The sequence below is a fragment of the Novosphingobium sp. BAM6 genome, from assembly GCF_057784955.1.
The window spans coordinates 18052-30451 of sequence record NZ_JBYNTR010000016.1; the positions used below are offsets into that span (position 1 = coordinate 18052).

A 12400-nucleotide genomic window follows, 5' to 3' on the forward strand; every position below is an offset into this window, starting at 1 on the left:
GCCATGACGATATTCGCCGCCGTATCGGGGGGCGATGCGGCGGCGCAGGAAGGTCCCCAGCGCGAAGGCCAGCCCGGCGTGACAGCAGGCTGGTCTTCGCCACCGGGCACGCGCGAGGGGTTGCCCGCTACACTGGATGCGCCCTATGCACCGCCCCGGCGCGACGGCTCCGAGGGATTTCCGCCCGCCTATGCGCGGGCGCACTCGCCGCGGGTGGCGGTGTTCTGGAACCGTGTGCTGACCGACGAGATCGAGACCGGGCGCGAGGATGTGACGACATTCTCCTCGCATGCTTCAGGCACCGAGGCGGGGGATCTCGACACGCGAGGCACCCGGCGCGGCACGCACAGTCGCCTTGATGCGCGCACGGATCGTGATGTAGATGCGACCTTGCGTTCAACCACCAATCGTCTGGATAACGCGCGACGTGACACGCCGTTCTCCGAGGCAGTCGATTTCGACCTCGAACGCGGCTTTATGCAGGGGCTGGCGGATGCGGGGGTGAAACTGGTCGATCGCACCACCATCGTTCGTGCGGCCGCGCTCGATGGCGATACCGCGAACGGGCAGACGGTGGAAATGAAGGCGCTGCTCGGTCGCGCGGACTGGGTGGTCGAAATCACGCCGCTGGCGCGCGCTGAGGGTGACAGCGCGTTCAAGGTGGTGGTGCGCGATCTGCGATCAGGCCGCGTGGTCGCGATGATCTCCAGCGAGGGGCAACCCTCTGCCGGACCGATGCCCTATGTCGCCGGGACTGCCGGTTTCGTGCGGGCGAGGCCTGAGCCGGCAACACCGCTCGCCGCAGGGCGACAGGTCGCGATCGACACGCTGAGGGCGATTGCCCGCAACGTGCGCTAGAGCGGTTTCCGATCCAGCCGCACTGGATAAACTGCTCCAAGCTTCTGATTTACCGCATTTTCCGAGTCATCAGGTGATTCTACCTGATTAGAAAATGCGCTAGGCGCGCGCTTCTCGCAGGCGATATCCGGCAGGTCGGGTCTACGGCAGGCTGCGGATCAACACGACGAGACGCGTGACCGTGTCGCAGCCGGTCTTTTGCAGGATCTGGCGAACCTGCGTGCGCACGGTGTTCAGGCTGACGCGGCGTTGCTGTGCGATGTCATCGGGCGCGAGCCCGGCCGACAGGGCCTGCGCCACCAAAACTTCGGCGGCAGTCAGGCCGAAATGGTGGGCCAGCCACGTTCCGGCATGGCACTCGCTCGGCGCTTCTGTGCGCAGACGGATCACGCAGCCGCTTTGCATGTCCCTTTTCGCCGGCAGAACCAGCAGGCGTGCCGTATATGAAGCGTCGGCCGTCTCGCAGGCAAATGTCACCTGCGGTGTCGCACGGCGGTGAAGGGTGTCCTCCACCGCTAGGCGCAGCTTGGTTTCGAGGCGGGCGTTGGCCAGGCGGACATGGCCATCGAGCACGCGCGCGCCCATCGCTTCCAGCACGGTGAGGGCAGCAGGCGTTGCCTCGATTACCCGCAGGCGTGGACCGACCAGCAGCAGCCCCTCTTCTCCTGCGTTAAGCAACTGCGACAGGCCATCGATCCGCTGCTCGTGCGCGCCGATCAGGTCGCGGGCGAGATAGATGCGCTGGAGATCGACGATCAGCCCGTCGAGCCGCGCGGTTTCCTCTTCGGAATAGGCGCCGCCCCAACTGTTGCCTGATGCATGGCGGCTGGCGATGGGGCGCTGGATCGCTGTGCACAGCATCGCGCCTTCCATGCGATGGACTATCCCCATGCAATGTCCCGTGTCGTCGCCCAAGGGGCGAACCACTTCGTTCCAGAACGCCGATTGACGAAATTCCGCTTCCGGCAACAGGTTGTCCAGTGCAATGCTTCGCCCGGTAATACCTGAGGCGAAGCCGATATTGCCCCAGGTATCGAGCCGACGATCCGGGTCGGTGAGAATCTTGGCGATCACCTCGTCGGGAAAATGCGAATACTGCAGATCCGTCAGATGCCCGGCGCCATCGAACCGATAGAGCGTGGCGGATCGTCCGCCCGCCAGCAGCGCAAGCCGTGCCGGCAGTTCGGCAAACGCCGTCTCGTCGTGAATGGCATCGTACAATGCACCCCTGTCCATCGGCCCCCCGTGAACATATCGCCCCGATCGCGCGCGTCGCTCCCAGCCGCCAAGTCAGGAGCGGCGCACACGCCCCAATGCATCATGAACATCTGTTCATAAAGTAAAGAATACATCCCGTATCGGGACGCTGTCCGACAAAGGGCAGGGCGCGGATCGGGGTCAGGCGGGCGCTGTCTGTGTCTTCGCCGGGATTTCGGCGATGTCTGCGAAATCCGCCACCTCTGCCGGTTGCATCGCCACGAAACGCGCCGGGGCCAGGCCGCGACGGATCATGTCCGCGCGCAGCCGCTCTGCGGGTTCGTCGCGCGCCTCGTCGGTCAGCTTGAACGAGCCCCAGTGCATGCCGATCGCAGCCTGCGCGTCCAGATCGAGCATGATCTGGACGGCCTCCTCCGGATCGGTATGCTGGGCCGCCATGAACCAGCGCGGATCGTAAGCGCCGATGGGCAGGATGGCGAGGTCGCAGGGACCGAACCGTTCGCGCAGGGCGCGGAAGATATTGCCGGTGCCATAACCGGTGTCGCCTGCGAAGTAGACGAGTTTGTCGGCTGCCTCGACCATGAAACCGCCCCACAAGGCCATGCGCCGGTCGCGTGGTCCACGTGAGGACCAGTGCAGGGCAGGGGTAACGTGTACGCGGGCGAGAGTGCCGTTCGGGGCGGCCAGCGCGAACACGGCGCCCCAGTCTCCCGCATAGACCCGTGCCTGAGGAATATGCTTGTGAATGATGCTGTCGTTGCCCAGCGGCGTGACGATCAGGGGATCGTGCCGCGCGACCAGTGTCTTCAACGTTGCCACATCGAGATGGTCGTAATGGTTGTGGGAGAGCAGCACGGCATCGATCGGGGGGAGCGCCTCCAGCGTTACGCCCGGCGCGGTGATGCGTCTGGGACCGGCGAAAGTGACCGGACTTGCGCGATCCGACCAGACCGGATCGGTCAGCAGGTTCAGTCCTGCGATCTGGATCAGCACGGTTGCGTGCCCGATCATGGTGACACGCAAGGTTTCGACGCTTGGTTCAGGCACGATCGGCGCGACCGGCAACGAGGTGGGCCATGTATTCGACGGTGCGGTGCGGCGCCAGCGCCAGACATCGCTCAGGCTACGGTCGGTCTCCGGCTCCCCCGGTGGATTGAGGAAGCGCGTGCCGTCGAAATGATCGGTGACAGGGCCGGTATAATAGCGATTTCGACGAGGCATGCAGGAGACCTTTCGCCTTGCCATGTAGGAAGCGGACCCGAATCCCGCGAGGGCGGCTTTGCGCTTTTTCTCCGGAGGGGCGATGACGCCGGATGGGCGTGTCGCCGCTGTCCTACAGGTGTGGCGCAGGGGTAGAAGGAGGGATGCCGGTTCTCCCCCGTCTTTTCCATCTTCCGCAAAGGATGCCGTCCGTGGCACTTTACCCGGCGGCGAGGGTGTCCAGCGTGTCATTTTACACGCTGCAAGGTGACACAGGGTGTCAACATGCAAGCGCTTTTGCGACGCAAAATGGCGGATTTCGGGAGGCGAAGATCGCTCTGGACCGTGTAAACCGTGTCAACCAGGGCCTGTCAGGCAGAGCGTGCAAAGCTGAGCGTAAAAATGAGCGTGTCAGCCAAGGGGCGTCTGCGTGCTCGCCCGGAGGCAGGGCACGCAGACGGGGAGAGAGGTTACTTGGTCAGCCAGCGACGCAGCAGGGCGGCGGTCTCTTCGGGGCGTTCGAGCGCGGGCAGGTGGCCGCAATCTGCGATCTCGGCATAGTCGGCTCCCGGAATGCGATCGCGCATGAAGCGCGCGGCGTCGGGAGGTGTAACGCGGTCGTTCTTGCCGACCGCCACCAGCGTCGGAATGCGGAAGCTGTGCAGGATGTCCGCTGCGCTGGCGCGGTTCATGATCGCTTCCTGCTGGCGGATATAGGCATCACCGCCGACGCGCGAGGCCATGCCGCGCAAGGCATCGGCGACCGCGCCTTCACGATGGCTCTCGTCGACCAGCAGGTCGAGCAGCGGGCGGGTGATGCCCACGAAGCGTCCACGTTTGAGCGATTCGATGTTCCGGCGACGATTGGCGCTTTGTCCTTCGCTGTCGGGGAGCGCGCTGGTGCTGAACAGTGCAAGGCGAGTCACGCGCTCGGGCGCCTGGCGCATGATCTCCAGCGCGACATAGCCGCCCATCGAAAGGCCAACGAGGGCAAATCGAGCAGGCGCCGCGGCCAGTACACGGGCTGCCATCCGCGATACATCGTTGTCGAGCGTAAGATCGGCGACACTTGGGGCCACGACATCGGCAAGACGCGAGATCTGCGGACGCCACAAGGATTGGTCGCATAACAGGCCGGGAAGAAAGACTACGGGCTCCAGCGTCTGTGCGCTGGGTGCGTAAACCGTACCATGACTGTCATGAGCGTTGTCAAAATGGGAAAACGGGCGGTCTTCGTCGAGCAGCATTGTCTATCTCCGTGGAGATGTAATGGCGTGGTATCGACCTGATGTCCAATATATGGCAGTGGCGTTCGTCATAGCTTTTGGAGATAGCGCATGGAGCTGCGTCACATCCGGTACTTCCTTGCCGTGGCCGAGGAGGGCAATTTCACCCGCGCTGCGCGGCGGATCGGGATTGGCCAGCCACCGCTTAGCCAGCAGATTCGCGATCTGGAGGACGAGGTCGGCGTCGCGCTGTTCCGCCGGGTGCCGCATGGCGCCGAGCTGACCGATGCCGGACGGGCCTTTCTGGCTTCGGTGCGCCACATTCCCGAGCAGGCGGGAGCGGCAACGGTCGCCGCACAGCGGGCCGCGCGTGGCGAGACCGGCTCGGTGCGGATCGGGTTTACCGGGTCGGCGGCGTTCAATCACCGTGTCCCTGCCTCGATTCGCACTTTTCGACGTCAACATCCCGATGTCGTGCTGGCGCTGGAGGAAGCGAACTCGAACCTTCTGGCGACGGCGCTGCGCGAAGGGCGGCTGGATGCGGTCTTCCTGCGACCCGAGGCGATTGATCGCAGCGACCTCGACATTCACGTTCTGGAAAAGGAGCCGTTGATCGCGGCACTGGCCTCTTCACGCATGCCCAATGAGGATGGTATCCAGCTGGCGAGTCTTGTCGACGATCTGTTCATCGTGACGCCCAAGCCGTTGGGGCCCACGATTTTCGATGCGACAATACAGGCTTGTCGCAATGCCGGCTTTGAGCCCAAGCTGGGGCAGTCGGCGCCGCAGATCGCTTCGGTGATCGCGCTGGTCGCTGCGGAAATGGGCGTTGCGCTGGTCCCTGCCGCGATGAGCGAGGTGACGGTAAAGGGCGTGAACTATCACGCGATTGTCGATGATCTGCCTAGCGTGGAACTCGCGATCGCGGTGCGCCGCGGAGAACGCTCGGCCGCGGTTCTGGCGTTCCTGAAGCAGGCGCGCTCGGTAATCTGAGGCAGGACAGAGCGGGGTAGAAAACGATATAGACCCGGCAGAGAATGGGGAGATTCAAGATGCAGGCGGCAAGAGAGCGCATGAAAAATCGCGGGGGCATGATGGTGCTTTGGGGCGCGGCAATGCTGGGCATTGGAGTGATGTCGGCCACTGCGGTTTCGCGAGCTTCGCCGACGCCTGGGGTGACGCAGGTAGGCCCACGCCAGCTGGCCATTGTCACCGCGCTGCCCAAGGCGCATCCCAAAACGCCGAAGGCGGCCGCCCGCACATCCTATTTGCTGGTGTACTTCAAGGACGAGGATCACTCGCTCCATTTCGCGGTGTCGCCCGATGGCTATACCTTCACCGATGTGAATGGCGGCACGGCGGTACTGTCCGGGCGGGACATTGCCGAGCAGAAGGGCATCCGCGATCCGCACATTTCGCGCGGGGCCGACGGGGCGTTCTATATCGCCATGACCGACCTGCACATCTACGCCCAGCGCGAGGGGCTTCGCGATACCGAATGGCAGCGACCCGGCGACAAGTGGGGCTGGGGCAACAACCGCGCGCTGATCTTCATGAAGTCCTACGACCTGATCCACTGGACGCATCACATCGTGCGGATCGACAAGCTGTTCCCCGAAACCGCGAACATCGGTACCGCCTGGGCGCCCGAGACGATCTATGACCCCGCGCGGCGCCGGATGATGGTCTATTACACCACGCACGACTTCGCGCAGACCGACCACATGGTCTATTCCTATGCCGATCCCGATTTCACCACGCTGACCGATGTGCCCAAGCCGCTGTTCACCTATCCCAAGGCGGGCATCAACACGATCGACGGCGACATCACCAAAGTGGGCGACAAGTACCACCTGTTCTACGTCGCGCATGACAAGCCGGGCCACTTGCGACAGGCGATCTCGACAAAGATCAACGGCGGCTATGCCTATGATCCCACGCCCGTCGATCCCGAGAAGGTCGGCACCGAGGCGCCGACGCTGTGGCGCCGCGCGGGCACCTCGACCTATGTGCTGATGTACGATGTGTTCGGTGCCAAGCCCAACAACATGGGCTTTTCCGAAACCACCGACTTCGTCCACTTCCGCAATCTGGGCCGCTTCAACGATCCCGGCTCGCCGATGAAGACCACCAACTTCACCGGTCCCAAGCACGGTGCGGTGATCGCCGTGAGCCCTGCGGAAACGAAGCGGTTGCTCGATTACTTCCGCTGAGACGGCGCGCGGCGTGGTGAGGGCAGGAACGCGCTGCCGCCGGGCCTGACTTCGTTCGGATCGCAGTCACCGATACGCTGTCCCTCAATATCCATGTGGGCTTCTGGGTCGATCAGCGCGCTGGTCGTTTGCATGGCATGCAGGTACATGACGCGCTGCAGATGGATCTCGTCCGCCGAGACATGGCCTTTCAATTCGCCTTTCATGCGGACATTTTTGCCCACCCAGCAGCGCTGATCGCCGGTGATCGTATCGTCGGCGGCAAGCGCCACGTTCCAGCGCTGGCACCAGGAAGGAACGTCAGGACTGAAGAACGAGCGCTGGATCATATCGTCTATGGTATAGTGCAAGGCGCCATCCGTGATGCATACGAACCATGTTCGCCCCAGCGTTCTGACATTGGTATCAGTCAGCAGATAGCCGGTCTGCTCGAACTGCCATTGTCCTGCCGTGATCGGATTGCGGTTGCCGGTGACGACGATCGGCGGTGGCTCAGGCGGGGCCGTCTCGGGCGAAGGAGAGGGAGGGGAGCCATTGCGTCTGGACGCCAGCGTGGCCAATTTCTCTCGTTCGGCCTGATTCGGTGCGAACTGAACGTCGAAGTCGCGGGGGTATTGTCCTGTCAGCTCGGCCAGATTGCGTTTTCCCTCGCGGAAATCCGTGATCGCATCGCTAAGGCAGATCTTCGCATCGGACGGCTTGGTGCGCCCTTCGCGGAGGCAAGCGTCGAGGATGGTGCAGACCGTGACGTCCACTTCGCGCATGCCGCTCGATTTTGTAATCGTGCAGGACGAAAGTCTGCGGTCGCGCAGCGAATAGGTGAGATCGACAAGCCGCATTCGGCTGGCCGTGACGAGGATTTCATCGCTGGAAGGAGGCTTTGCGGATGCGGGGGCGAATGGCGGCGCGGAATCGGAGGACGGCGCGGTGGCGGGAGCACTGGCCAGCGCAGCAGGGATCAGCGCACCCGATACGACAGCACTGGCGCGGGCCAGTGGTAGAACAAGAGCCTTCAGCATGTTCTCTCCCTTTTTGCGGGAGCATGCCTGATAAGTATGGGGCTGCCAATATCGCGGGTTTTACGGTGTGGCTGGGCCGTATGGCTATATTCGGATGGTCTGCAAATGCTCCCTTGCGGCTATTGCCTCTCTCCCCTGAAGGGGAGGGCGTTATGCATATACCCACCCACCTCTGCCGTTTGCTACCCCCGGCGCGTGATCCGGATGCGACAACGGCGGAAGCATTGCTGCTCCCGCCGTTGCCTGTCGTTTTCGTATCAGTCAGACCCAGCGGTCTTGCGCCTCAGTACGAGTACTGGAGCCTCAATATGAATACTGGAGTGTCAGGCCGACCGTGCGCGGCTGGAAGCTCTGGTCATAGTAGAGCGACGAGCCGATCGAGTCGTGGCCGCGCGACAGCACGTCGTGCGAGTTCAGCAGGTTGTCGACGAAGAACGAGAGGTCGACCCCGCTGAACCGGGCGCCTGCGCGCATCGAGACGAAGTTGGTGCCCGGCAGGTCGGTCAGACCCGAGTCGTAGCCATAGGCGCCCGAGACGGCGGTCTGGTAGGTATGGCTGGAGAAGGTGTAGTCGCCGCGGACATAGGCCTTCACGTCCTCGCCCACCGGCATTTCGTAGGACGAGTAGACGTGGCCGGTCCAGGCGGGCCCGCCGATGTGCTGACCGGCGGCCTTGAGCAGCAGGCCGTTGCCGCCGAACGCGTCATGGTCATAGGTCAGGTGGACGTAGGCGAGGTTGGCGCCGAGGTTGAAGCCCTGGAAGGGGCGCACTTCGGCCGACAGTTCGCCGCCCTTGCCGGTGGCATTGCCCAGGTTCGAGATGAACGAGAACGAGCATGTCGGCAGGCGGACCGACTGCTGGATGTTCGTCCACTTCATCAGGTAGATGCTGGCGCCCAGGCTCACCTTGCCGCCGAAGAAGGTGTTCTTCGAACCGGCCTCGTAAGACCACAGCGAGTCCGACTTGTAGGCGGTGGGGCTGGTGGTCAGGCCCAGCGTGGCAAGGTCGCCCGAGCACAGGTCGCTGGCGATTGCCGCCTGCGCGCCGCCGGGGCGGAAGCCCTTGGTGGCCGAGACGTAGAGCATGTTGTTGGGCGTTGCCTTGTAGGTCACGCCGAACTTGGGCGTCCAGGCGCCTTCCTTCATGTTCGCGGTCGTGACCGTACGCACGTTGGCGGTGGTGGGCCCGTCACCGACATTGGTGAAGTCGAAGGTGTCGTGGCTGTAGCGTACGGCGGCGGTGACGGTCAGCTTGTCGGTGGGCTTCACATCGACGCTGGCGTACCCTGCGATCTGCTCGTCCTTGGCATGGACGAGGTTCACGTAGCTGAACTGGCCATCATACTGCGTATAGCCGTTGACCAGCACGCCCGGTGTGCGACCCGAGGCGGTGTAGTTGCTGAAATCCTGCTTGGTGTGCGAGTAGAACACACCGGCGGTCCAGTCGATCAGCTGGTTGCCGTAGGACTGTAAACGCGCTTCCTGGATGAAGTTCTTCTGCTTCATCGTCAGGTAGTCGTTCATGTTGTCCAGATCCTTGTTCGCATAGGTCCCGAAGGCGCTGCCCGAACGAAGGGTGGAGAAGTACGTCGCGTAGTTGAGCGTCTGCTCCTGCTTGCGCGCGAAGTACGAGGTGTTGGAAATGAAGTCGATATTCGGCGCGACCTTCCACTCGACCTTCATCGAGGGGAGGTAGAACGTGTCGGTGCTGGGCTCCAGCGCATAGACGCCCGAGTGATAGTCGGCATCGGACGTGACGCCGTAGCCTTCCCAGTAATCGTTGCGCGAATCCTGATGGGTGCGCTGGTAGTAGAAGGCTGGGGTGATGGTCAGCGTATCGGTCGGCTTCCAGCCCAGCGAGGCGCGGAAGACCTTGGAATTGCCCGAGTTGATATCCTTCTTGATGACATCGTCGGTCCCTTGCGCGACCTGATCGATGTAACCGCCCTGATGCTGATACCAACCGCTGACGCGGAAGGCGAGGTTGTCGGTGATCGGCGCGCCGACCGCAAGGCCGGTCTCGTAGGAGGGCGAGCCTTCCTGCGTGAAGGACACCTGATCGCGGGTGTAGAGGTGCATGCCGTCATAGTCCGGCCCCGGCGTGATGAAGCGCACCGCGCCGCCTTCGGCACTGGCGCCGAACAGCGTGCCCTGCGGACCGTAGAGCACTTCCACGCGGTCGAGATCGAAGACCTTGGGATAGGGGTTGCCGCCGTAGTAGCCGACGTTGCGGATCTGGATCGGCGTATCGTCGATGTAGATCGCGGTCGTTGCAGAGCCCACATCCGAAGCCATGCCGCGAATCGAGATATTCGAGCCGTTGTTCGCGGACACGCCCGAGGATGGCGCGAAGTTCAGCGCCGGGGTCATCCGCGAAAGGTCGGAGATGCTGCGGATGCCCTGCTGGTCCATCTCCTTGCGGTCGGTCACGGCGACCGAAAGCGGCACGTCGTTGACCGATTGCGCGCGGCGCTGGGCGGTGACGACGATGGCGCCGTTGTTGTCGTCCGCAGCAGCGGCAGCGCCGCTGGCGGCGGCTCCATCGGCGGCAAAGGCGGCCTGCGAGGCGCTCACCAGCGCGAGAATGGCACAGGACGATGCGAGAAACCGGCGATGACTCCGGTTGCCGGCGGCGAAGGTGTTCATGGTATTGCTATGCCCTGACATGACGCGAAGCCCTCATTGAATGACCAAATCCCCAGTCGCCGACAGCACGTCGGCGCATTCTTCGTTCTCTCCTGATCCGCAGCGCGTCGTTTTTGCGATCTGCCCCACGGCCCTCCACTGATCGGTCCCGGTGTCCGCAGTCTGGCGACGCGCTCCGGTATGTCGTGACCGCCGTTGCGATCCGGCGATGCCTATAAGAAGGCAAACTTTGCGGCGATGCACCATTGCAAGTACGGAACATACCCGTTGCAAATTCCGTGCGCTCGCTTTCGTGTTGCGCGTAGCGTCACGGCGGCGCACGCATACGGCACCACCGGATGCAGGGCGAGGGGGCTACCCGCGGGGCGGGCTCAACCGGATTGAAATCGGACAATGATGAAGCAGGCAGCCGCATGACGATCTTCGTATCATGACCACCGAAACGACGGTCCTGCGCGCCGGGCGCGTGTTGCCCACTGCCGATGCCCCCGTGCTGGGGCCAAGCGAGATCGCCTTCGGCCCCGACGATCGCATTGCCGCGATCCGCCCGCTCGATCCGGGGGCGTTGAGCGAAGAGGAAACCGGGCGCCTCGTGATCCCCGCGCTCACCGATGCCCACGATCACGGGCGCGGCCTGCGCACGTTGGCCTATGGCGCACGCGACCAGTCGCTCGAAACCTGGTTGCCCGATCTGGCCCGCCAGCCCCGGCTCGATCCCTGGCTCAATGCCGTGGTTGCGCTCGGACGGCTGGCGCGCTCAGGTGTTGGCGTGGTCGCGCATTGCCACAATACACAGGACGGGCGCGCGCTGCTGGCCGAAGCCGAGGCCGTGTCCCGCGCCGCGCGTGATGTCGGCATCCGTGTGGTGTTCGGCTGGCCGTTCTTCGATCGCAATCCGATGGTCTATGGCGAACTGGAGCGGCTGGCCGCGCTGCTGCCCGAGCCCATGCGTGATCGGGTCCGCCATGCCGAAGCGGGGATGCGCGACTGCGCGACCAACATGGCGCTCATCGAGCAGGCCAAGGCCTTCGAGCACGACTGCTTCACGCTGCAATACCACCCGGTCGCCCCGCAATGGGCGCGGCCCGAGACACTCGCCGCGATTGCCCAAGCGTCCGCGCGTGAGAATCGCCGCGTCCATATGCATTGCCTCGAAACCGAACCGCAACGCCGCTGGGCGGAAGCGCAGCATCCGCAAGGATTGCTTGCATGGCTGGATGAACTCGGCCTGCTGAACGATCGCCTGACGCTGGCGCATGCGGTCTGGCTGGACGAGCGGGACATTGCCCTGCTGGCGGCACGGGGCGTCACCGTCTCGGTGAATACGTCCTCGAACCTTCGTCTGCGGTCAGGGATGCCGCAAATGCAGGCCATGCGGGAGGCGGGGGTTCGGATCGCCTTCGGGCTGGACGGAATGGCGCTCGACGATGACGAGGACATGCTGCGGGAAGGGCGTTTGGCCTGGCATCTGGGAGCAAGGGCGCAGGCGCCCGGTTACGGCACGGAGCCACGCGCCGTCCTGAAAGGGCTGTTCGAGACGGGGCGCCGCGGCACGCTCGGCCCGGACGGCGGCGGCAGGATCGAGGTCGGCGCGCCTGCCGATATGCTGGTTCTCGATCTGGCGGCGCTGGCGAGCGACAGCGTGCTGCCGGAGCCGGACGTCATTACCCTGCTGCTGGGAAGGGCGCGCAAGGAGCATGTCCGCGAATTGTGGGTGGCGGGCCGGAGAGTCGTTGCCGAGGGGCTCTGCACGGGCATCGACCTACCCGCGCTGGAGGCCCGTCTCACCGCGGAGGCAAAGGTCGCCTACACAGCCAGCCCGCCTGACGAGAATGCCATTGCGGCGATGCGCGATGCGATTGCGCAGGTCTACGCTTGCGGCTGTTCCGGTTGAGCGTAGCCTTTCTACGAGATTCTGCCTGTTGAAAACTTTCTCTGATTTTTCGTGTTGACCGACTCACTGATGGGTCTTAGAGGGCCTCTCACCGCAGCGGAGCACGCTTCTGCGACGGTCGCCAGA

At 63.8% G+C, this 12400-nt stretch carries 9 protein-coding genes; 4 read left to right on the forward strand and 5 right to left on the reverse strand.

All coding sequences use genetic code 11. The annotated features are described in order from the left end of the window. Nucleotides 1-3 precede the first annotated feature (3 nt). Complete coding sequence (locus AC3EC3_RS18875; protein WP_488491126.1) at nucleotides 4-858, forward strand: hypothetical protein; 855 nt, start codon at nucleotides 4-6, stop codon at nucleotides 856-858. Nucleotides 859-999: 141 nt separating this feature from the next. On the opposite strand, the gene AC3EC3_RS18880 is transcribed toward AC3EC3_RS18875, so the two are convergent. The 3 genes from AC3EC3_RS18880 to AC3EC3_RS18890 form a co-directional block, all read right to left on the reverse strand. Then, nucleotides 1000-2094, reverse strand: coding sequence for a helix-turn-helix transcriptional regulator (locus AC3EC3_RS18880; RefSeq protein ID WP_488491127.1), 1095 nt, complete (start codon nucleotides 2092-2094; stop codon nucleotides 1000-1002). Between the two features lie 162 nt (nucleotides 2095-2256). After that, nucleotides 2257-3297 carry an MBL fold metallo-hydrolase gene (locus tag AC3EC3_RS18885; protein ID WP_488491128.1) on the reverse strand — a complete coding sequence of 347 codons (1041 nt, stop codon included), beginning with the start codon at nucleotides 3295-3297 and terminating at the stop codon, nucleotides 2257-2259. A 449-nt stretch (nucleotides 3298-3746) separates the two neighbouring features. Next, complete coding sequence (locus AC3EC3_RS18890; RefSeq protein WP_488491129.1) at nucleotides 3747-4523, reverse strand: alpha/beta fold hydrolase; 777 nt, start codon at nucleotides 4521-4523, stop codon at nucleotides 3747-3749. A gap of 90 nt (nucleotides 4524-4613) precedes the next feature. On the opposite strand from AC3EC3_RS18890, the gene AC3EC3_RS18895 reads away from it, so the two are divergent. After that, the gene (locus AC3EC3_RS18895) at nucleotides 4614-5495 is read left to right on the forward strand and encodes a LysR family transcriptional regulator (RefSeq protein WP_488491130.1); all 882 of its coding nucleotides are present in this window, start codon (nucleotides 4614-4616) and stop codon (nucleotides 5493-5495) included. Nucleotides 5496-5593: 98 nt separating this feature from the next. Next, nucleotides 5594-6715 (forward strand): glycoside hydrolase family 43 protein, encoded by a 1122-nt coding sequence (locus tag AC3EC3_RS18900; RefSeq protein ID WP_488491131.1) that lies wholly within the window; start codon nucleotides 5594-5596, stop codon nucleotides 6713-6715. On the opposite strand, the gene AC3EC3_RS18905 is transcribed toward AC3EC3_RS18900, so the two are convergent. Both AC3EC3_RS18905 and AC3EC3_RS18910 read right to left on the reverse strand, forming a co-directional pair. Continuing rightward, on the reverse strand, nucleotides 6703-7734 hold the full coding sequence (locus tag AC3EC3_RS18905) for a hypothetical protein (RefSeq protein ID WP_488491132.1): 1032 nt from the start codon (nucleotides 7732-7734) through the stop codon (nucleotides 6703-6705). The genes AC3EC3_RS18900 and AC3EC3_RS18905 overlap by 13 nt on opposite strands. 303 nt (nucleotides 7735-8037) lie before the next feature. Next, on the reverse strand, nucleotides 8038-10380 hold the full coding sequence (locus tag AC3EC3_RS18910) for a TonB-dependent receptor (RefSeq protein ID WP_488491133.1): 2343 nt from the start codon (nucleotides 10378-10380) through the stop codon (nucleotides 8038-8040). Nucleotides 10381-10810: 430 nt separating this feature from the next. Here AC3EC3_RS18910 and AC3EC3_RS18915 point away from each other — a divergent pair, with 430 nt between their 5' ends. Beyond that, nucleotides 10811-12274, forward strand: a complete 1464-nt coding sequence (locus AC3EC3_RS18915; RefSeq protein ID WP_488491134.1) for an amidohydrolase family protein — start codon at nucleotides 10811-10813, stop codon at nucleotides 12272-12274. Nucleotides 12275-12400 lie beyond the last annotated feature (126 nt).

Bases quoted from the DNA above. Each gene is read 5' to 3' on its own strand.
- AC3EC3_RS18875 (WP_488491126.1), top strand. From the start codon at position 4: ATGACGATATTCGCCGCCGTATCGGGGGGCGATGCGGCGGCGCAGGAA.
- AC3EC3_RS18880 (WP_488491127.1), bottom strand. From the start codon at position 2,094: ATGGACAGGGGTGCATTGTACGATGCCATTCACGACGAGACGGCGTTT.
- AC3EC3_RS18915 (WP_488491134.1), top strand. From the start codon at position 10,811: ATGACCACCGAAACGACGGTCCTGCGCGCCGGGCGCGTGTTGCCCACT.
- AC3EC3_RS18900 (WP_488491131.1), top strand. From the start codon at position 5,594: ATGATGGTGCTTTGGGGCGCGGCAATGCTGGGCATTGGAGTGATGTCG.
- AC3EC3_RS18895 (WP_488491130.1), top strand. From the start codon at position 4,614: ATGGAGCTGCGTCACATCCGGTACTTCCTTGCCGTGGCCGAGGAGGGC.
- AC3EC3_RS18890 (WP_488491129.1), bottom strand. From the start codon at position 4,523: ATGCTGCTCGACGAAGACCGCCCGTTTTCCCATTTTGACAACGCTCAT.
- AC3EC3_RS18905 (WP_488491132.1), bottom strand. From the start codon at position 7,734: ATGCTGAAGGCTCTTGTTCTACCACTGGCCCGCGCCAGTGCTGTCGTA.
- AC3EC3_RS18910 (WP_488491133.1), bottom strand. From the start codon at position 10,380: ATGAACACCTTCGCCGCCGGCAACCGGAGTCATCGCCGGTTTCTCGCA.
- AC3EC3_RS18885 (WP_488491128.1), bottom strand. From the start codon at position 3,297: ATGCCTCGTCGAAATCGCTATTATACCGGCCCTGTCACCGATCATTTC.